The organism is Xanthomonas arboricola pv. juglandis, from assembly GCF_905367715.1.
Taxonomy (GTDB): Bacteria; Pseudomonadota; Gammaproteobacteria; order Xanthomonadales; family Xanthomonadaceae; genus Xanthomonas; species Xanthomonas arboricola.
This window is the reverse complement of the sequence record NZ_HG999362.1, coordinates 426087-447288: the sequence shown is the minus strand read 5'-3', so window position 1 is coordinate 447288 and position 21202 is coordinate 426087. Positions and strand designations below refer to the sequence as shown.

At 65.8% G+C, this 21202-nt stretch carries 15 protein-coding genes; 8 read left to right on the top strand and 7 right to left on the bottom strand.

The window, feature by feature from the left end:
• Positions 1-76: 76 nt before the first annotated feature.
• Both KHN93_RS01845 and KHN93_RS01840 read left to right on the top strand, forming a co-directional pair.
• Positions 77-964, top strand: coding sequence for an SDR family oxidoreductase (locus tag KHN93_RS01845; protein WP_211921767.1), 888 nt, complete (start codon positions 77-79; stop codon positions 962-964).
• A gap of 544 nt (positions 965-1508) precedes the next feature.
• Positions 1509-2954: an OprO/OprP family phosphate-selective porin gene (locus tag KHN93_RS01840; RefSeq protein ID WP_211921765.1), complete on the top strand. Its 1446-nt coding sequence runs from the start codon at positions 1509-1511 to the stop codon at positions 2952-2954.
• Between the two features lie 152 nt (positions 2955-3106).
• Here KHN93_RS01840 and KHN93_RS01835 read toward each other — a convergent pair whose 3' ends face one another.
• The 3 genes from KHN93_RS01835 to msuE form a co-directional block, all read right to left on the bottom strand.
• The gene (locus KHN93_RS01835) at positions 3107-4138 is read right to left on the bottom strand and encodes a methionine synthase (RefSeq protein WP_104538886.1); all 1032 of its coding nucleotides are present in this window, start codon (positions 4136-4138) and stop codon (positions 3107-3109) included.
• Positions 4139-4166: 28 nt separating this feature from the next.
• Positions 4167-5150 (bottom strand): DUF1852 domain-containing protein, encoded by a 984-nt coding sequence (locus KHN93_RS01830; RefSeq protein ID WP_167704939.1) that lies wholly within the window; start codon positions 5148-5150, stop codon positions 4167-4169.
• Positions 5151-5318: 168 nt separating this feature from the next.
• The gene (gene msuE, locus KHN93_RS01825) at positions 5319-5912 is read right to left on the bottom strand and encodes an FMN reductase (protein WP_161961341.1); all 594 of its coding nucleotides are present in this window, start codon (positions 5910-5912) and stop codon (positions 5319-5321) included.
• 97 nt (positions 5913-6009) lie between these two features.
• Between msuE and KHN93_RS01820 the strand changes: the two genes are divergently transcribed.
• The 4 genes from KHN93_RS01820 to KHN93_RS01805 all read left to right on the top strand — a co-directional run bounded on the left by KHN93_RS01820 (position 6010) and on the right by KHN93_RS01805 (position 10813).
• Complete coding sequence (locus KHN93_RS01820) at positions 6010-6924, top strand: LysR family transcriptional regulator (protein ID WP_024938835.1); 915 nt, start codon at positions 6010-6012, stop codon at positions 6922-6924.
• A complete protein-coding gene (locus KHN93_RS01815) occupies positions 6924-7589 on the top strand; it encodes an epoxyqueuosine reductase QueH (protein WP_211921763.1) in 666 nt (221 codons plus the stop codon). The genes KHN93_RS01820 and KHN93_RS01815 overlap by 1 nt, the downstream gene beginning before the upstream one ends.
• Positions 7590-7703: 114 nt before the next feature.
• Positions 7704-8570, top strand: a complete 867-nt coding sequence (locus tag KHN93_RS01810) for a methylenetetrahydrofolate reductase (RefSeq protein WP_211921761.1) — start codon at positions 7704-7706, stop codon at positions 8568-8570.
• Between the two features lie 284 nt (positions 8571-8854).
• The gene (locus tag KHN93_RS01805; protein WP_211921759.1) at positions 8855-10813 is read left to right on the top strand and encodes a choice-of-anchor X domain-containing protein; all 1959 of its coding nucleotides are present in this window, start codon (positions 8855-8857) and stop codon (positions 10811-10813) included.
• An 883-nt stretch (positions 10814-11696) separates the two neighbouring features.
• Here KHN93_RS01805 and KHN93_RS01800 read toward each other — a convergent pair.
• Genes KHN93_RS01800 through KHN93_RS01790 form a run of 3 tightly spaced genes read right to left on the bottom strand, consistent with a single transcriptional unit; the run spans position 11697 to position 17578 of the window.
• Complete coding sequence (locus KHN93_RS01800) at positions 11697-13145, bottom strand: efflux transporter outer membrane subunit (protein WP_211921757.1); 1449 nt, start codon at positions 13143-13145, stop codon at positions 11697-11699.
• A complete protein-coding gene (locus tag KHN93_RS01795) occupies positions 13145-16294 on the bottom strand; it encodes an efflux RND transporter permease subunit (protein ID WP_211921755.1) in 3150 nt (1049 codons plus the stop codon). The genes KHN93_RS01800 and KHN93_RS01795 overlap by 1 nt, the downstream gene beginning before the upstream one ends.
• A gap of 9 nt (positions 16295-16303) precedes the next feature.
• On the bottom strand, positions 16304-17578 hold the full coding sequence (locus KHN93_RS01790; RefSeq protein WP_280518752.1) for an efflux RND transporter periplasmic adaptor subunit: 1275 nt from the start codon (positions 17576-17578) through the stop codon (positions 16304-16306).
• Positions 17579-17818: 240 nt separating this feature from the next.
• Here KHN93_RS01790 and baeS point away from each other — a divergent pair, with 240 nt between their 5' ends.
• Together baeS and KHN93_RS01780 are read left to right on the top strand one after the other, a co-directional pair.
• Positions 17819-19198, top strand: a complete 1380-nt coding sequence (baeS, locus tag KHN93_RS01785; RefSeq protein ID WP_211921751.1) for a sensor histidine kinase efflux regulator BaeS — start codon at positions 17819-17821, stop codon at positions 19196-19198.
• Complete coding sequence (locus tag KHN93_RS01780; protein WP_126968184.1) at positions 19198-19902, top strand: response regulator; 705 nt, start codon at positions 19198-19200, stop codon at positions 19900-19902. Before baeS ends, KHN93_RS01780 begins: the two co-directional genes overlap by 1 nt.
• An 82-nt stretch (positions 19903-19984) precedes the next feature.
• Here the strand turns inward: KHN93_RS01780 and KHN93_RS01775 are convergent, their stop codons facing one another.
• Entirely contained in the window at positions 19985-21124 is a 1140-nt protein-coding gene (locus tag KHN93_RS01775) for an MFS transporter (protein ID WP_126968185.1), read from the bottom strand.
• Positions 21125-21202 lie beyond the last annotated feature (78 nt).

Genomic DNA, 21202 nt, shown 5'->3' with positions numbered 1-21202 from the left:
GCCCTGACAATAGGTGCGCGGACCAAGAGTCTAGATAGTAGACCACACCTCTTATCAATACCTACTGGAGTTCACCATGGCACACACCTCCCCCCTGATCCTCGTCACCGGCGCCAGCGGGCAACTGGGCGCATTGGTGGTCGAAGCACTGCTGGCGCGTGTCCCGGCCGCTCGGATCGTAGCAACGGCCCGCGATACTGCGTCACTCGCACAGTTCGCAAAACGCGACATCACCGTGCGTCGCGCCGACTACGCGGACCCGCAGAGCCTGGATCAGGCCTTCGCCGGCGTGGGCCGGGTGCTGCTGGTGTCGTCCAATGCGGTGGGCGAACGCGTGCCGCAGCACCGCAACGTGATTGAAGCCGCCAAGCGTGCCGGCGTGGAATTGCTGGCCTATACGAGCGTGCTGCATGCCGATACCAGCACGCTGGCGCTGGCACCCGAGCATGTGGCCACCGAGGCGCTGCTGCGCGAGGGCGGCGTGCCGCATGTGCTGCTGCGCAATGGCTGGTACACCGAGAACTACACCGGCTCGATCGCGGCCGAGGTGGCGCATGGCGCGGTGATCGGCAGCGCCGGCGAGGGCAGGATCAGTGCGGCCACGCGTGCCGACTATGCCGAGGCCGCCGCAGCGGTGCTGGCCGCCGACACGCCGCAGGCCGGCAAGGTCTACGAACTGGCCGGCAATACTGCCTTCACGATGGCCGAGTATGCCGCCGAGGTGGCGCAGCAGTCGGGCAAGCCGGTGGCCTATCACGACCTGCCCGAAGCCGACTACGCGGCGGCGTTGGTGCAGATCGGCCTGCCGGCTGCATTCGCACAGGTGCTGGCGCAGTGCTCGGCATCCTCGCGCGGCGGCAGCCTGTTCGACGACAGCCACACGCTGAGCCAGCTGATCGGCCGCCCGACCACCCCGCTGCGCGATGCGGTGGCGGCGGCCCTGCAGGCGACGCCGGCCGGCTGAGCCTAGCCCTGGCATGGTGTTGCGCGACACCGTGCAGCCGCACCGGCCTGGCGCTACGCCACACGGTGCGTGATCCGGCAAAGGCGGGCGATGACCCCGCCTTTGCCATGTTTCTGAGTCATCGTCCCTTGCCCACGCGTTGGCGACGACGACAGCACGCTATGGCCGTGCCAAGCACGCGCTTCGGCTTTTGCGTCGGCAACTGCTCCTGGCGGCACCATCTGCCCATGGCACCGCAGGCCGATGGGGCGGCAGCAACCAAAGCGTCACATCCGCGCCTGATGCCCGCGCCGCGCACCGCTGGGCCCGCCTTCTGCACGTCGCACAACTGACACGCGCCAGACACGCAGCTGACACAGCGTTGCGCTGTGCGGGGCCGCCGATGTCACCAAACTGACATCAAATCTAAATATAACTGCACGCATTGCCGCACCGTCAGGACGACCGGGCGCCTGGTGGGCGTGCCGGCGCCGTGTTCGCCGCCCGCCGGGCAGCGCCGGCCTGACGCTGCCGCCGACCCGTTTCCCTTGCACGAGCCGGACCAATGAAAAAACGCAATCTCGCCACCGTCCTGTGCGCCCTCAGCGCGACCGCCAGCGGCAGCACGCTGGCCGCCGAGCTGGAGCTGTACGTCGACCGCAAGACCAAGCAGATCTTCGCCGAGCCGGCTCCGGGCCGCGACAAGCTGGGCAAGTTCGTGCAGGTGGACGAGAACGGCAAGCTGCCGGCGTCGGCGATGCCGGCCGCACCGGCACTGCCGCCCGCCCCTGCGGCATCGGCGCCTGCCGACACCGCCATCGCCCAGGCCGCACCTGCACCCGTACCGGCTGCGGCACCGGCCAAGGCTGGCGAGGCCGGCAAGAAGTGGTACGACAAGCTGAGCCTGCGCGGCTACACGCAGATCCGCTACAACCAGGGCATCGGCGGCGACGCGCAGGATCTGCGCGCAACCGGCGACCGCTTTATCGGCAACGACCAGAGCCTGGGCATCCGGCGTGCGCGCCTGGTGCTGAGCGGCGATCTCAACGAGCACGTATCGCTGTACTTCCAGCCGGACTTTGCGAGCACGCCGACCGGGTCGACCACCTCCAACTTCGCGCAGCTGCGCGATGCGTATGCCGACATCTACTTCGACAAGAAGCGCGAGTACCGCGTGCGCGTGGGCCAGTCGAAGATGCCGTACGGCTGGGAGAACCTGCAGTCCAGCCAGAACCGTCTCACCCTGGACCGCGCCGACGCGCTCAACTCCGGCCTGCGCGACGAACGCGATATCGGTGCGGTGTTCTACTACAGCCCCACCGTGGCCAAGGGCCGCTTCCAGGACCTGGTCAAGTCGGGCTTGAAGGGCTCGGGCGACTACGGTGTGATTGGTGCCGGTGTGTACAACGGCCAGGGCGCCAACCGCGCCGAGCGCAACGACAGCATGCATGCGGTGGTGCACGCCACCTACCCGTTCAAGTTCGCCAACGGCCAGTACCTGGAAGTGGGTGCCGATGCCTACAGCGGCCGCTTCGTGCCGACCGCGGCGGCAGTCAACATCGGTGGCCGCAGCTTCACCCCGGTCATCACCGACCCGAACGGCTACACCGACCAACGCGTGGCCGCGCACATCATCTACTACCCGCAGCCGTTCGGCCTGCAGGCCGAGTGGACAGTGGGCCGCGGCCCGGAGCTGGATGTCGCACAGCGGCGCATCCGCACCCGTTCGCTGAGCGGCGGCTACGTGCAGGCGATGTACAAGCACGATGGCAGCTACGGCACCTTGCTGCCGTACCTGAAGTGGCAGACCTACCGCGGCGGCTCCAAGTTCGACACCAATGCGCCGCGCATGCGCCTGGACGAAGTGGAAGCCGGCGTCGAGTGGCAGCCGATGGATGCGCTGGAACTGGTGTTTGCCTACTCGAAGATGAAGCGCACCGACGTCACCACCGCGCCGTATCCGGTGGTGGAAGGCGACTTGCTGCGGCTGCAGTTGCAGGTCAATTACTGAGCCCTGCACCGTGATGGAAGACCAACAAGCCCCCGCATGCGGGGGCTTGTTGGTGGTTGCGTCGCGAGCCGTGGTGGCGACGTGCGTCGGCACGATGGCGCTAGCCGCAACCCTGTTGCTTCGGCCGCCGACCCAGCGCCAGCACCGACGCGTTAGCGGGCTGCCAGTTCTGCGCGAATGATGTCTGCGCCTGCACTCAGGGCCTTGAGCTTGCCTCTTGCAACGTCACGGGCCAGAGGCGCCATCCCGCAGTTGGTGGACGGGTAGAGCTTGTCGGCATCGACGAAGCGCAGCGCCTTGCGCAGCGTATCGGCCACCTCTTCCGGTGTTTCGATCGTATTGCTCGCCACATCGATGGCCCCGACCATCACCTTCTTGCCGCGCACCAGTTCGATCAGGTCGATCGGCACGTGCGAGTTGTGGCACTCCAGCGAGATGATGTCGAGCGTGGATGTCTGCAGCTTGGGAAACGACTCTTCGTACTGACGCCACTCCGACCCCAGGGTCTGCTTCCAGTCGGTATTGGCCTTGATGCCGTAGCCGTAGCAGATGTGGACGGCGGTCTCGCACTTGAGCCCTTCGACCGCACGCTCGAGGGTCGCAACACCCCAGTCGTTGACCTCGTCGAAGAAGACATTGAAGGCCGGCTCGTCGAACTGGATGATGTCCACGCCGGCCGCTTCAAGCTCCCTGGCTTCCTGGTTGAGGATGACGGCAAATTCCCATGCCAGCTTTTCGCGGCTTTTGTAGTGCGCGTCAAAGAGGGTGTCGATCATCGTCATGGGGCCGGGCAGCGCCCATTTGATCGGCTGGCGAGTCTGCTGGCGCAGGAACCTGGCATCGTCCACGAACACCGGCCTGGGGCGGCTCACCGGGCCAACGACGGTGGGGACGCTGGCGTCATAGCGATTGCGGATCCTGACAGTCTCGCGCTTTTCGAAATCGACGCCGCTGAGGTGTTCGATGAAGGTAGTGACGAAATGCTGGCGGGTCTGCTCGCCGTCGCTGACGATATCGATGCCGGCATGCTGCTGTTCCTGCAGCGACAGGCGCAATGCATCCTGCTTGCCTTCGATCAATTCCTCGTCCTGCAGCTTCCAGGGCGACCAGAGTTTCTCCGGCTGTGCGAGCCAGGACGGCTTGGGCAGGCTGCCGGCGGTGGAGGTAGGGAGCAGCTTTTTCATGATGAGTGGTGTCTTGCGTTCTTGTTGATTAGACAGCGTGATGGGAAACCCACTGCGCGAGAATCTTGCCGTAGGGCCTGATGAAGTGCTCCTCGGTGAATTTGCCCTGCGTCACCGCGAGCTGGCTGCGCTCTTCCCGGTCGTAGACGATCTGGGTAGAGGAATAATCCTGGTGCTTCAGGCTCGGCTGGTAGATGGCCCCCGCCGCGGAATTGGCGTTGTAGATCTCCGGGCGGTAAATCTTCTGGAACGTCTCCATGGTGCTGATGGTGCCGATCAGCTCGAGATTGGTGTAGTCGTTGAGCAGGTCGCCGAAGAAGTAAAAAGCCAGCGGGGCGACGCTGTTGGGAGGCATGAAATAACGCACCTGCAGGCCCATCTTCTCGAAGTAGCGATCGGTCAGGGAAAATTCGTCCTGCCGGTATTCGATGCCGAGCACGGGGTGCCGGTTGCCGGTTCGGTGATAGACCCTGCTGCTGGAGACGCTGATGCAGATGACCGGGGGCTTGGCGAAACGCGCCGTATAGGCGTCCGAGTCCACGAAGTGCTTGAACAGCTTTCCGTGCAGGCTGCCGAAATCATTCGGGATGCTGAAGCCGGACGCGTCCTGATTGTGCGCCGGCAGCAGCACGCTGAAATCGTAGTCGCGCACGTAGGAGGAAAAATTGTTCCCTGCGATGCCATCGATGCGCGCGCCGCTCGTCTTGTCGAGGAGGCTGGGCTTCAATATCTCGATCAGCGGAAATGCATCGCCGCTTTCGTTCTCACCGATGTTCATCCCGACAGAGATGATGTCCAGCTCCACCGCGTAGCGGTCGCGGGTGGGGTTATCCCAATGCGCCAGGTCGTTGCAGCGGTTGTTGATCATCGCAAGCGTGTTGCGCAGGTTTTCCTGCCGACGCTGGCCCCTGGCCAGGTTGGCAAAGTTCGTCGTGTTGCGCGTGTTGGCCGCGGGGCGGTAGTCCTCGTCAAACCGCTGACGTTTGATGCTGAAAGTGAATTCTTGAGTCATTGCAAGCTGACGCCTTGTTTCCGAAATTGATTACGAGCGCAGGTCTCGGCGCAGGGGTGGATCCCTGCTGGATGGATGCCGGGACTTTGGATCTGCGGACAGTTGCCAACCGATCCTGTAGCCGGAGAAGGGTGTGGTGGCCCGCCGAGCAACCGTGGCCGGGTGGCCTCAGGCCGCGGCCACGTTTTCTGCGGCAATGGCACCTGCCTGCCGCGTCAATGCGATCAGCGGCAGTGCCCGTTGCACCGCTAGCCTGGCCCGCTCGGCCAGGGCCTCGTTATGCACGCGGTAGTCCAGGAAGTCGCGGTCGGTGGCGTAGACGCCCAGCGCCAAGGTGCGTGCTTGGAAGAAACTGAAAAGTGGCCGCAACTGGTGGTCGATCACCAGCGCATGGCGCTCGCTGCCGCCGGTGGCCGCCAACAGCACCGGGGTGTCGATCAAGGCATCCTGGTGGATGAAGTCGAAGAAGTGCTTGAACAGCCCGGTGTAGGAGCCGCGATAGACCGGCGTGGTCACCACCACCACGTCTGCCTGCTCCACGGCCGCAAGTTCCTGCTCCACCGTTGCCGGCAGCTGCGAGCGCCAGACCGCGCCGGCGAACTGCGGCGCCAACGCCCCGAGTTCGACCAGATGTTGCTCGCACGGCACGGCATCGGCGATCAGCGCCAGCAGGTGTTCGGCCAGGGCGACGGCCTTGGAGGGGCGCTGCAGCCCGCCGGAGACCGCGACGACGCGGAGGGGGTGTGGCACGTTGACAGTCATGCGGGTTGACCTGAGACGACGAATCCCGATGCTAGGGCTCGCGTTCAATGAAGTAAAATGGTGTTATTTCAACATTCCATGAATTCGGATCATCTGAATGCTTGAGCGCATCCATCTCACCATCGTCCAGCAGGTCGAGCAGCAAGGCTCGCTGACCGCCGCCGCCGGCGTGCTGAACCTGACCCAGTCGGCGCTGAGCCACAGCATGAAGAAGCTGGAGCAACAGCTGGGCACCGACGTGTGGCTGCGCGAGGGACGCAACCTGCGCCTGACCCAGGCCGGCCAGTACCTACTGGCGGTGGCCAACCGGGTACTGCCGCAGCTGGACCTGGCCGAGGAGCGCCTGGGCCAGTTCGCACAGGGCGAACGCGGTGCGCTGCGCATCGGCATGGAGTGCCATCCCTGCTACCAGTGGCTGCTCAAGCTGGTGGCGCCCTATCTGGCCACCTGGCCGGATGTGGATGTGGACGTCAAGCAGAAGTTCCAGTTCGGCGGTATCGGCGCGCTGTTCGGCTACGAGATCGATCTGCTGGTCACGCCCGACCCACTGTACAAGCCCGGGCTGCGGTTCGAGCCGGTGTTCGACTACGAGCAGGTGCTGGTCGTGGCCAAGGGCCATGCGCTGGCGTCGGCCGCCTACGTCAAGCCCCAGCAGCTCACACGCGAGGTGCTCATCAGCTATCCGGTGGACCTCGAGCGCCTGGACATCTACAGCCAGTTCCTGCTGCCGGCCGGTGTCACGCCCAGGCGCCACAAGGCCATCGAAACCACCGATATCATGATGCAGATGGTGGCCAGTGGCCGCGGCGTGGCCGCCATGCCACGCTGGCTGGTGGAGGAATACGCCGCCAGGATGGACGTGGTGCCGGTGCGGCTGGGTGCGCGCGGCATCGCCAAGCAGATCTTCCTGGGCGCACGCGAGGCCGATATCGCCGTCGACTACCTGCGCGCCTTCATCGAACTGGCCCGCCAGCCTGCCAATGGCACCGCCACGACATCCGGAGCCCACTGATGGATACCACCGCAACCCGCACACCACTCCCACTGGCTGCCGGCCACGACAAGGTGTTGCTGCATTCCTGCTGCGCGCCATGCTCCGGCGAGGTGATGGAGGCCATGCTGGCGTCCGGCGTCGACTACACCATCTTCTTCTATAACCCCAACATTCATCCGCGCAAGGAATACGAGCTGCGCAAGGACGAGAACATCCGCTTTGCCGAGCAGTGCGGCGTGCCCTTTGTCGATGCCGACTACGATCGGGACAACTGGTTCGAGCGGGCCCGCGGGATGGAGAACGAACCCGAGCGCGGCGTGCGTTGCACCATGTGCTTTGACATGCGCTTTGAACGCACCGCGCTGTATGCGCACGAGCACGGCTTCCCGGTGATCACCAGCTCCCTGGGCATCTCGCGCTGGAAGAACATGCAGCAGATCAACGACTGCGGCGTGCGCGCTGCGGCCAGGTATCCCGGCTTGATGTACTGGGAATACAACTGGCGCAAGGGCGGCGGTTCCTCGCGCATGGTCGAGATCAGCAAGCGCGAGAACTTCTACCAGCAGGAATACTGCGGCTGCGTCTACTCGCTGCGCGACACCAACCGGCACCGCGTGGAAAGCGGGCGCAATCGCATACAACTGGGCGTGAAATTCTACGGCGATGCGGAACAGGACGATTGAGCGCAAGCGGGTCTTGGGCCGCGGCCGGGATCTCGATGTGCTCTTGGCCCCTGCCCGCTCGATCAGGGCTGACGCAGCGGCGCAGCCACTCGCCACCACAGGACGGCAACACCCTTGATCGATCCAGACACGCCCAGCCTCGCCAGCACCATCACCGAGGCCTATTCGCTGGAGGTCAGCGCAAAGCACATTGCCGGGCTGGCTGCTGCGGCGCCCCGGATCATGCATGGCGCAACCATTGCAATCCCCTACCTGCCCAACCAGGACGACGACGCGCGGCTGGCCGCGGCACGGATGGTGCGCACACTCGGCTTTCAGCCGATGCCGCACCTGTCCGCGCGCCGTATCGCCTCGCGCGAGCAGCTGCACGCCTTCGTCAGCCGCGCCGTCGAGGACGCCGGCGTCGAGCGCTGCCTGGTGATTGCGGGCGATCCGCCTGCTCCGCTCGGGCCGTTTCCGGACAGCTTGTCGCTGATCGATACCGGGATCTTTGAGCGCTCCGGCATCCGGACCATCGCCGTGGCGGGGCATCCGGAAGGGCATCCGAGCATGCCTGCAGCCGATCGATGGGAGGTGCTGCAGCGCAAGTGTCGCAGCATCGCCGAGCGCGGCATGGCGCCGCTGATCGTCACCCAGTTCGCGTTCGATGCCGACATCGTGCTGATGTGGTTGCAGGCGCTACGCGCGCACGGCATTGCACATCCCGTGCGTGTGGGCGTACCCGGCCCTGCCGGCGTGGCGGTGCTCGCACGCTATGCCGCCAGCTGCGGTGTCGGCGCATGCGCATCGATGCTGTCAAAGTACGGCATCTCGCTCGGCAAGCTATTGGGCACCGCAGGGCCGGATCGTTTTGTGGAACGGCTGGCCACTGGCCTGACTGATGCACACGGCGAGGTCCGCATGCACTTCTATCCCTTCGGTGGCATCGCACAGACTGTCGCGTGGGTGGAGCAGTACCGCTCCCGCTCCGCGCACGTTTAGGCGGACTGAGGCACGCCGAATTCGGCGCTGCATAGCGACCGCAGACCTGTGAGTTGTAGCAAGCAATGCGTCGTGGACCTCGACATGTCCACGACCTCGATCACAGTCTGTACTTTTTATTCCTGGCGGTTTGTTTGTCGCGCGTGAGGTGCTGCAGCGCACAGCAGACCTGTCACAAGCGCGCGGTATAACCATCGGCGAATCGCGGCGAGGGGGCGCTGCATCCGATGCCGTTGCCATGCGCGGCGGCATCGCTTCTGCAACGTTCAAGGAGAGATGTCGCCATGCCGAAGCCGTCGCTGTTGTCCCTGCTGTGCACCCTGTCGCTGGTCTCCACGCCGCTTGCCGCGGCCGAGCTGCAGCCCAAACAACTGGCTGGCCCACCGGAGGAGTTCGCGCAGATGCGCGCACCCGATCCGGCCGAGTCGGCGATCCTGTCCAAGAGCGCCTTGCTGCCGGTGGAGTTGACGCCGGCCGGCAAGTCCGCACGCTGGCAAGGCACCTTGCCGGTGGAAAACGGCCATCTGCGCTTCATGGTGCTGGCCGGCGACCAGCCGTGGGAGGCGGCGGTGACTGCACCACGCGTTGCCGGCGCACGTGCCGCTGCTGTTGCACCGCAACTGCAGGCACAACGCACACTGCTGGGCAGCGCAGAGAGCGGCAGCAGCGGCATGCGTTACGCGATGGAGTCCGCGCAGAACGGCAACTGGGCGCTGACGCTGCAATCGTCGACGCCGGTGGCGCAACGCGGGTATGTGCTGATGGAAGGCGATGCGCGTACGCAGCTGGCCTCGTACCCGCGCCATCGTCGGCAGCAGGTCGGCCAGTCGCTGACGCTCAACGCCTTGCTCAGCGGCAACGATGCAGGCGGCGCGAGCTTGCTGGCCGCGCAGGCGGGGCAAATCGAAACAGCGAGTCTGCGTGTGATCGACCCGCAAGGCGGCATCCGCACGCTGCCGATGGCCGATGACGGGCAGCACGACGACGGTGCTGCCGGCGATGGCGTGTATGGCGGCACGTTCCAACCGACAGCCGAAGGCACCTGGATCGCACAGGTGATCGTGCGCGGTCGCGACCAGGCCGGGCAGCCGTTCGTGCGTACCAGCGAGCATGTGTTGCCGGTGCTGGATACCTCCCTGCGTCTGCTCGGCAACGCGCTCAGCGCACGCGCTGCCGACGGCACCCGGCTCAGCATTGCCTTGCCGGTCGCCGCGCGCGGCAAGGCACCATCGCATTACCGCGTGTTTGGACAGGTCTGGGGCACCGATGCCAAGGGCAAGGACGTGCCGGTGGCGTGGATCGGCGGCATGCTGACGCCGCAGCAAGGCCAGCTGCCGTTGAGCCTGGACGAACGCTGGGTCGCGCGTGCCGGCGCGCGTGCGCCGTTTACGCTGCGCGGGCTGCGCATCGAAGACCCGGACCATTACATCCCGCTGGTCCAGGCCGACACGCTACCGTTGCAGCTGCCCGCGTTGCGCCGCGCCAGCATCGCGCGCTCTGCCGCCGCGATCGACGAGAGCATGCGCATGGGCCCGCGTCCGACGACGCTGGCCCGTGCCACTGCGATGGCGCAACCGCAGGCCGCGGGGTCGCAACTGGTGCTGGTGCATGGCTATTGCTCCAACGGCGTGTGGCCGCAGGCGCAGTTCACCAATGCGTCCTCGTTCCTTGATGCCAAACAGAACCGCAGCAACGACCAGTTCGCACAGCGCTTGGCGCAGTTCGCCAGTCAGTGGTCCTCTTTCGCAACAGTGGCGCACAGCCAGGGCGGCATGGCCGCGCTGCATCTGTACACCTACTACTGGAGCGGGCTGGATAACGCCACGGGTGGGCGGGTGATGCAGTCGGTCGGCACGCCGTACCAGGGCACCAATCTGTCCGGCATTCTGGCGGCGGTGGGCTCGTGGTTCGGCGTGGGTTGCGGCACCAATACCGACATGACTTACGACGGCGCCAAAGCCTGGCTGGCCGGTATTCCGGCCGATGCGCGCGCCAAGGTCAACTACTACACGACCTCGTTCGCCAAGACCAACTGGTACACCAACGACTACTGCAACGCGGCCTCGGACCTGGTACTGAACGACCCGGAAGACGGCACCGTGGAGCAGGTCAACGCGCAGCTGCCGGGCGGCGTCAATCGCGGCCACACCACCGGGCAATGCCACACCACCGGCATGCGCGACCCCGCGCAGTATCTGGATGCCAGCCGCAATGCAGTGATGAACGCCAACGCGGCGAAGTGATGCGGTTCTAGCAATGATTGAACGCTGTGGGTGCATCGGTTTCTAGAGCGGATGATCTGCGGCTTGGTTGCAAGGCCCTTGCCCGCCCACCATCGAAGGACACGCCGCAAGTACGTCCATGTAGGCTCTTATGCGGCATCCATGCCGCGTAAGGTCCCGCGACGGTGAGCGGGCAAGGACCCGTCGAGATGGTCGGTGTGCGTGGTTGCGAGCGGTGCATGACGGGCGCTGGTCGGATCACCGTGGGTTAGATCAACCCCTCACCATTTTTCCATCCCAACCCGAACAGCAGGCGGGCTTTCAACACACAAGCCACAGACTGTTGATTTGCCACCGCAAGCCGAGCAACAAGCTCTCAAGAAAGCAGCCGACCAACTCTCTGGTGCGGTGTCCTTGCCGGTTGCGGGACCCTCGGCGGCATGGATGCCGCCGAGGAGCCTCCACGGATGGATTCACGGCGTGTCCCGCAAGCGGTGAGGGCACCGCACGCTCGACTCACCTAGCTTTTGACTCAAGACTCGGAGCGCGCCTTGACGAAGCTAGGCTTCGAAGGCGTGGTTGCTTTATGCGTGGTGTCGCGATGCAGTGGATAGATCGGGTGTAGAGCTGCTGATCTGCGGCTTGGCTGCAGGGCCCTTGCCCGCCCACCCTCTCGGGACACGCCGCAAGTACGTCCTTGTAGGCTCTTACGCGGCATCCATGCCGCGTAAGGTCCCGCGACGGTGAGCGGCAAGGACTAGTCGAGATGGTCGGTGCATGATTGTGAGCAGCACGCTACGCGCTGCCCGATGAGGTGCGGTTTGAGCAGCTTCTTTTGATCCGGGTACTGTCGCTGCCATTGCGGATCTGACAGATGCGCTTGCGCTCGCGCATCCATGCAAGGCTACTGTTGTGCCAGCGGTTGCGATTGCGCATCGGCGCCGCCGCCGAGCACCTTGTACAAGGTCACCCGGTTGCTTGCCTCGGTCAGCCGCAGGCTGATCAAGGTCTGTTGTGCGCTGTAGAGCGAGCGCTGCGCGTCCAGTGCCACCAGATAACTGTCCACGCCGTTGCGGTAGCGCGCATCCGACAGGGTGAAACCGCGCTGTGCCGCATCCACCAGGGCGCGCTGCGCGTCCATGCGTTCGTCCAGCTGGGTGCGCTCGGCCAGCGCGTCGGCCACTTCGCTGAAGGCGGTCTGGATCGCCAGTTCGTATTGGGCGATGGTGATGTCCTTCTGCAGCTTGGCCACATCCAGTTCGGCCTTCAGCGCGCCGGCGCGGAAGATCGGCAGGCTCACGCTGGGCGTGAACGACCAGGTGTGGTCGCCATCGAACAGGCTGGACAAGGCATCGCTGCCGCGCCCGACATTGCCGGTCAGCGAGATGGTGGGGAAGAACGCCGCACGCGCTGCGCCGATGTCGGCGTTGGCGGCCTTGAGCGTGTGCTCGGCCGACACTACGTCCGGGCGCTGCAACAGCACGCGCGATTCCAGCTGCGCCGGCAACGGTGCCAATGCAACGCCGCTCTCGATCGCATCGGCAGCCGGCAACAACGCCGCCGGTACCGACGTGCCCACGACCAGGTTCAGCGCATTGCGCGACTGCGCCAGCTGGGTGGTGAAGCTGGCCACATCGGCGCGCGCGCTTTCCACGCTGGTCTGGATCTGCGCCAGATCCAGACCGGAGACGATGCCGTTGTCGTGCTGCAATTGGGTCAGGCGCAGCGTCTTGCGCTGGCTCTCCAGGGTCTGCTGGGCGAGTGCCAGCCGCTGCTGATCGGCGGCCACGGTGAGCCAGTCGCTGGCCACTTCGGCCACCAGGCTCAGGCGGGTGCTGCGCTGGGTCTGCTCGCTGGCCAGATAGGTCTCCAGCGCCTCGTTCTTGAGGCTGCGGATGCGCCCGAACAGGTCCAGCTCCCAGCTGCTGATGCCCACCTGCCCGGTGGCGCTGCGGATGATCTGTGGCGCGCCGGTGAAACTGGTCGCGGCCGCAGCACGTTGCGCCGTGTGCGAGACGGTGGCGTCCACCGCGGGAAACAGGTCCGCACGCTGGATGCGGTACTGCGCGCGTGCCTGCTCGATATTGAGCACGGCCACGCGCAGGTCGCGGTTGTTGTCCAGCGCCAGTGCGACCACCTGTTGCAGGCGCGCATCGACCAGCACCTGCCGCCAATCCAGCTCGGCCGCAGCGGTAGTGCGGCCATCGGCACTGTCGCCATGGGGCGCGCGGCCGGTGTCGCCGACCACGCCGGGCACCGGTGCGTCCGGGCGCGCATATTGCGGCGCCATGCTGACGCAGCCGCTCAATGCGATGGCACAGGCCACCGCCAGGCTGAGGGATGTGGTGCGCATCATGGCATTACCTCGGAGGTGGAAACGACGGGGGAGTGCGTGGCAGCCTTGCCGGGAAACAGGCTGCGCACCATCACGTAGAACAACGGCACGAAGAAGATGCCCAGCACGGTGGAGGCCAGCGTGCCGCCCAACACGCCGGTGCCCAGCGAATGGCGTCCACCGGAGCCGGCGCCGCTGCTGATCACCATCGGCAGCACGCCGAGCATGAAGGCCAGCGAGGTCATCAGGATCGGGCGCAGGCGCATGCGTGCGGCGTGCAGGGTGGCCTCGATCAAGGGCTGGCCTTTCTCTTCCAGCTCCTTGGCGAACTCCACGATCAGGATGCCGTTCTTGGCGGCCAGGCCCATCGTTGCCAGCAGGCCGACCTGGAAGTAGATGTCGTTGGACAGCCCGCGCATCCAGGTCGCCAGCAGCGCGCCGACGATGCCCACCGGCACCGCCAGCATCACCGAGATCGGGATCGACCAGCTCTCGTACAACGCGGCCAGGCACAGGAACACGAACACCAGCGACACCGCATACAACATCCAGGTCTGGGTGCCGGCGGCCTGTTCCTGATACGACATGCCCGACCAGGCGTAGCCCACGCCCTTGCCCATGCCGTCCACTTCGCCGGCGACCGCGGTCATCGCATCGCCCGAGCTGATGCCGGATGCGGCGCTGACGGTGATCTCCATCGATTCGCTGCCGTTGAAGCGGGTCAACACCTGCGGCGCATACGCCCAGGCGCTGCTGGCGAACGCGGAGAACGGCACCATGGCAGCGTCGCTGTTGCGCACGTACCAGCGGTCGATATCGCCGGGCAGCATGCGCGCAGACGCTTCGCCCTGCACGTACACGCGCTTGACCCGGTTGTTGTTGAGGAAGTCGTTGACGTAGCGCCCGCCCATCACCGTGGAGAGCGTGGTGTTGATGTCGGCTGCGGCCACGCCCAGCGCGCCGGCCTTGGCATCGTCGATCTGCACGCGGTAGGTCGGAGCATCGTCCAGACCGTTGAAGCGCACCGCCGTCAGGTTTTGATTGCCGTTGGCCAGCTGCAGCAACTGCTTGCGCGCTTCCACCAGCGCCTCGTGGCCGTTGCCGGCGGCATCCTGCAACTGCAGGGTGAAACCGGAACTGGTGCCCAGCCCGTTGATGGCCGGCGGCGTCAATGCAAACACCTGCGCGTCGGGAAGCGTCATCATCATCGCGCCGGTGATGCGCTGGGCCACTTCCTGCGCCGAACCCTCGCGGTCGGCCCAGTCCTTGAGGCGGATAAAACCCATGCCCGAGTTCTGGCTGCTGCCGGCCAGGCTGAAACCGGAGATGGTCATGATGCCCTGCACTTCCGGCTGCTTGAGAATGAACGCGGTGGCTTGGTCGATCGACTGCTGGGTGCGTTGCTGGGTGGCACCGGCCGGTGCACTGAACATCACCATCAGCATGCCTTGGTCTTCCTCGGGCAGGAACGCGCTGGGCAGACGCCAAAACAGCAGGCCAAGCACCACCAGCAACAGCGCGTAGACCAGCGAGCCAAGCTTGCGATGGCCGACCACGCGCTCCACGCCACGCCCATAGCGCTCGGTACCGCGATCGAAGCAGGTGTTGAACCAGGTGAAGAATTTGCCCAGCACGCCCTTGCGCGAGACATGGCCGCCCTTGTCGATGGGCTTGAGCAAGGTGGCGCACAGCGCCGGACTCAGGGTCAGCGCAACCACCAGCGACAGGATCATCGCCGCGGCAATGGTCACCGAGAACTGCCGATAGATCTCGCCGGTGGCGCCGCCGAAGAAGGCCATCGGCAGAAACACCGCGGTGAGCACCAGCGCGATGCCGACCAGGGCGCCGGTGATCTGGCCCATCGAGGTGTGCGTGGCCTCGCGCGGCGACATGCCCTGCTCGGCCATCAGGCGCTCGACGTTTTCCACCACCACGATGGCATCGTCCACCAGCAGGCCGATCGCCAACACCATCGCGAACATGGTCAGCGTGTTGATCGAAAAGCCCAGCAGCGACAACACCCCGAAGGTGCCCATCAGCACCACCGGCACCGCGATCACCGGCACCAGCGTGGCACGCCAGTTCTGCAGGAACAGGTACATCACCACGACCACCAGCACGATCGCTTCGATCAGGGTCTTGACCACTTCCTCGATGGAGATGCGCACGAACGGTGTGGTGTCGTAGGCGACCTCGTACTTCAGGCCAGCCGGGAAGTACGGCTTGAGTGCATCCAGCTTGGCTTCCACCAGCTTGGCTGCGTCCAGCGCATTGGCGCCGGTCGCCAGCTGCAGGCCCATGCCCGAGGCGGCCTTGCCGTTGAACTTGGAACTGGAGCCGTAGGATTCCGAGCCCAGCTCCACCCTTGCGACATCGCGCAGGTACACGGTGGCGCCGCCGGCATCGGACTTGAGCACGATGTTCTCGAACTGCGCCGGTGTGCGCAGCTTGCTGCGCGAGGTCACCGTGGCATTCAACTGCTGGCCCTGCAGCGCCGGCAATGCACCCAGCGCGCCGGACGAGACATCGGCGTTCTGCGCGGCGATCGCGCTGCTGACATCCGAGGGCATCAATGCGTAGGTGTGCAGTTTCTCCGGATCCAGCCAGACGCGCATCGCGTACTCGGCACCGAACACGTTGACGCTGCCGATGCCGTTGAGGCGGCTGATCGGGTCCTGCAACGAGGACACCATGTAGTCGCCGATGTCGGTGCTGTCCATGCTGCCGTCTTCGGAAGTGAAAGCCAGCACCATGAACATGCTGCCGCTGGCCGACTTGGTCACGGTCACGCCGTTGGTCTTGACCTCGTCGGGCAGCAGCGCCTCGCCTTGCGACACCTTGTTCTGCACCTGCACCTGCGCGGTATCCGGGTCGGTGCCGGACTCGAAGGTCAGTGTGAGTTGCGCAGTGCCCGCCGAGCTGCTGCTGGAGGACATGTAGAGCAGATTGTCCAGGCCTGTCATCTGCTGTTCGAGGATCTGCGTGACCGAGTTCTGCACGGTTTCTGCAGAGGCGCCGGTATAGGTCGCACTGACCGTCACCGAGGGCGGTGCGATGTCCGGGTACTGCTCCAGCGGCAGCGAGAAGATCGAGATCGCGCCGGCCAGCGTGATGACGATGGCGATGACCCAGGCGAAGATGGGACGGTCGATGAAGAAACGAGCCATGGGAGTTCCTCAGTCGGCCTTGAGCGTGGCGCTGGCCGGCGCTGCAGGCGTCGGCGTGGCCGCACGCGCAGCGGCAGCGGGTGCACTCGGTGCGACTGCAGCGGCTGCATTCGGCGCTGCCGCTGGGGTAGCTGTGGTGGCGCTCACCTCGCGCGTCTTCACCGGCATGCCGACCTGGATCTTCTGCAGGCCCTGCACGATCACGCTCTCGCCCGCAGACAGCCCTTCGCTGACCACCCAGCGATCGCCCACCGCATCGCCGGTCTTGAGCACGCGCTGCGCCACCTTGCCATCGGCGCCGACCACCATCGCCACCGCCTCGCCCTTGCTGTTGCGGGTGACGGCCTGTTGCGGCACCAGGATCGCCTGCTCGTTGACCGCCATCGACAGCACCGCCTTGACGTACATGCCGGGCAGCAGCAGATGGCCGGGGTTCGGAATCACTGCACGCAGTTTCACCGTGCCAGTGGTGGCATCCACCGCGGTATCCACCACTTCCAGCGTGCCGGTGCGCGCGTAGGCAGTGCCGTCTTCCAGCAACAGCTTGACCTCGGCCTTGCCATCGACCGCCTTGAGCTGGCCGGCATCGAGCTTGCGCCGCAGCTGCAGCAGCTGCGCGCTGGACTGACTGACATCCACATAGATCGGATCGAGCTGGTTGATGGTGGTCAGCACATCGGTCTGGTCGGCGGTGACCAGCGCGCCCGGGGTGAAGCTCGAGGTGCCGATACGGCCGCTGATCGGCGCGGTGATGCGGGTGAAATCCAGATTGAGCTTTGCGGTCTGCAACGCCGCCCTGGCCGCGGTGACTGCGGCCTCGTTCTGGCGCAAGGTGGCGGTGGCGTCGTCGCCGTCCTGCTGGCTGACCGCATCGAGCTTGACCAGCGTCTGATACCGCTGCGCCTTGGGCCTGGCCGACAGCACCGCTGCTTCGGCCTGCGCCAGTTCGCCTTGTGCGGACGCATAGGCAGCCTGGAACGGCGCCGGCTCGATCTGGTACAGCACCTGCCCGGCCTGCACCTGCTCGCCTTCGGTGAACAGCCGCTTGCGCAGGATGCCGCCCACTTGCGGGCGCACCTGCGCGCTTTGATAGGCCACGGTGCGCCCGGGCAGCGTCTGGTCCAGCGCCAGGCGCTGCACGTCCACGCGTTGCACGCCCACTTCCACTTGCCGCTGCTGCGGCGCTTGCGCAGGCGAACACGCCGCCAGCGCGATGGTGATCATGGCGGCCAGCAGCCACTGACGCGGCACCACGGCAGAACGGGAGGAAGCAACGCAACGCATACGGCGCACTCGGGAGTGATCGGAGGATGCGCACGCTACGCTGCGAATATGGAGCAAATTTGAAGATTTGCATCGGCAGACAGCAGGCGCTTGCTTTCGGGGTTTAATGAAGTCCCAATACGGTTGTGCACGACATGCGCTGCATCGGCAGCTGCAGTCGCCGCTGCTGAAACCTGCCATGCCTGCAGCAAGCGCACCTGCGTGCCTGACCTCATTCGCAACAAGGTTGTCCCAGCCTCGATGAAACTCGGAATCACCGCCAAACTCTTCCTCGCCATCCTCAGCGCCTGCATTGCAGTGCTGCTGATCAATGGCCTGGCCGGGCAGCTGCTGCTCAGGAAGCAGTTTCTCGACTATCTCAGCGAGCAGGGCATCGAGCGGATGCTGGAAGTGTTGCCGCGCGTGCAGGCCGACTACGCCAAGCACGGCGACTGGAACTTCATCCGCGACAATCCCGACGCCTGGTTCGTGCTGATGCGCCCGGAGCTGCCGCAGAACCTGCCGCCACGCGCGCCACCGATCTCCGATCAGACCGGCGCGGTGTTTCGTTTCGCGCTGCTGGATCGCGACTACCGGGTGATCATCGGCAACCCCGATGTCAGCCGCACCGACACGCTGCGCCCGGTGGTGGTGCACGGGCAGACGGTGGGCTGGATGGGCATGCTGCCCTTCGAGAAGGTGCTGACCGCCAACGACGCGCGCTTCTACCAGGCCCAGCAACGTCTGTGGTGGACCGTCGGCGCGGCGTCCATCGTGGTGGCCGCGCTGTTCGGCTGGCTGCTGTCGCGCACCTTGCTGCGCCGCGTGCGCAGCCTGACTGCGGCAACCCATCGCCTGGCGGCCGGCGACTACGGCACGCGACTGGAGGCGCGCATGCGCGATGAGCTCGACCAGCTCGCGCGCGACTTCAACCAGCTGGCGCAGGCACTGGACAACAACGAGCGCGCGCGCCGCGATTTCATGGCCGATGTCTCGCACGAGTTGCGCACGCCGCTGGCGGTGCTGCGCGCCGAGCTGGAAGCGCTGCAGGACGGCATCCGGCCGATGACGCGCGACTCGCTGACCTCGTTGCACCAGGAGGTCGGCCAGCTCGGCAAGCTGATCGAGGATCTCTACGACCTGTCGCTCACCGATGTCGGCGCGCTGGCCTACCGACGCGCGCCGATCGATCTGAGCGTGGTGCTGCAGTCCACGTTGGCCGGCATGCACACGCGCATTGCCGCAGCCGGGCTCACGCTGCAGGCCCAGGGCATCACCGTGCCCTTGCATGTCGACGGCGACGAGCGTCGCCTGCAGCAGCTGCTGTCCAACCTGCTGGAAAACGCCTTGCGCTACACCGATGCCGGTGGCCAGTTGCGGGTGCAGTGCGCACGGCGCGCGCACCTGGTGGAGATCGTGATCGAAGACAGCGCGCCCGGCGTGCCGGCAGACAAGCTCGATCGCCTGTTCGAGCGCTTCTATCGCGTGGAAGGCTCGCGCAATCGCGCCAGCGGCGGCAGCGGGCTGGGCCTGGCGATCTGCCGCAATATCGTCGGCGCGCACGACGGCGAGATCCACGCCACCGCCTCACCCCTGGGCGGCCTGCGCGTGACGCTGCGGCTGCCGGCCCTGGAGGCCTGATGGACGACACCGCCACAGCACCGAACGCGCACGTGCTGATTGTCGAAGACGAACCGCGCCTGGCCGCGGTGCTGGGCGAGTATCTGCACGCGGCCGGCTATTCGCATCATTGGGTGGCCGATGGTGCGCAGGCGATTGCCGCGTTTCACGCGCAGTCGCCGGATCTGGTCCTGCTGGACCTGATGCTGCCCAATCGCGATGGCATGGAGATCTGCCGCGAGCTGCGCAGCCTCAGCGCGGTGCCGGTGATCATGGTGACCGCGCGCGCCGAAGAGATCGACCGCCTGCTCGGGCTGGAGATCGGTGCCGACGACTACATCTGCAAGCCGTTCAGCCCGCGCGAGGTGATTGCACGGGTGCGTGCGGTGCTGCGCCGCCACCGGCACGATCCCAATGCGGTGCCCACGCATGGATTGCTGATCGATGAGGCCGCCTGCCGCGCCAGCGTGGCCGGGCGCGACCTGGACCTGACCCAGGTCGAGTTCCGCCTGCTGCGCACGCTGTGCGCAGCGCCGGGGCGTGTCTACTCGCGCGAACAGTTGATGGACCACGTGTATGTGGACCACCGCATCGTCACCGATCGCACTGTGGACAGCCACATCAAGAACCTGCGCCGCAAGCTGGCCGAGGTGGGCGGCGAAGAATGGGTGCGCTCGGTGTACGGAGTGGGCTATCGCTTCGAGTATCTACCCACCGAAGCGTAATCAATATCCCCCCTTCGTAGGAGCGTGCCTGCGCGCGACGCACTCCCGACACCCCATCAACCACAGGCGCGATCCCCAACACTCACACCTTCAACCAACGCGTCGAAACCGCCACACCCACCATCAGCACCGCAACACCGAGCAAGGCGCCGACCAGACCGATGCCATGCGCGGCGAAACCGATCAGCGCCGGCCCGGCCAGGATGCCGGCATAGCCCAGTGTGGTGACCGCGGTGATGGCGATGCTCTCCGGCATACGCGTCTGGTTGCCGGCCAACGAGAACAGGGCCGGCACGATATTGGCGCAGCCCAGGCCGACCAATACGTAACCGGCCAACGAGGCCTGCCATGGGCTCACCAGCGTGAGCACGCAGAAGCCCGCGCTGGCCAGCAGCGCGCCCACCACGATCGAGCGGATGCGCCCCAGGCGCTCCACCACCGCATCGCCCAGCAGGCGCGTCACCGTCATGGTCAATGCAAACACCACATAGCCCACGCCGGCGGTGCTCGGGGCGACCTGGTGCACATCGGCCAGAAACACCGAGCTCCAGTCCAGAATGGTGCCTTCGGCCAGGAACACCACAAACGCCAGGATGCCGATGAACAGCACGATGCCCCTGGGCAGCGCGAGCAACGGCCCCTGTTGCGCCACGCGCTCGGTCCGCCAGTGGCGCACCGACGCCACGGCGACAAGCAGCATGGCGATCACCCCGGCAACCGCCGCGCTCCGCGGGGAGAGCTGCGCCGACAGCAGCAAGGTCATCGCGCCGGCGCCGACAAAACCGCCGATGCTGAAAAACGCATGGAATCCCGACATCATCGCGCGCCCGGCATCGCGCTCGACCACCACCGCCTGCATGTTCATCGCGCAATCCATCGCGCCCACGCCGGCGCCGAACACGAACAGCACCGCGCCCAGCAACCACGGATCGGCAACAACCGCCAGCAACGGCAGGCTGAGGCAGATCAGCGCCGACGTCACCGCCATGACCGCACGGAAACCGAAGCGCGCCGACACCGCGCCGGCCAGCGGCATCGCCAGGAACGAGCCTGCTCCCAGGCATAGCAGGATCAGGCCAAGCGCGCCATCGTCCACGCCGGTCCTGGCCTTGGCGAATGGCACCAGCACCGCCCAGACCGCGGCAGCAAAGCCGGGAATGAAGAACGCCGCGCGGGTGGCGTGCTGTTGCGCGCGAGCGCTGGAGCCGGGGATTAGCGACATGCAAAAAATTCCAGAAGGAAGCGGCAAGGAGAGTGCGACGGTGGCACCAGTCCCGCGCGCTCGCTGGCCGGACTGGCC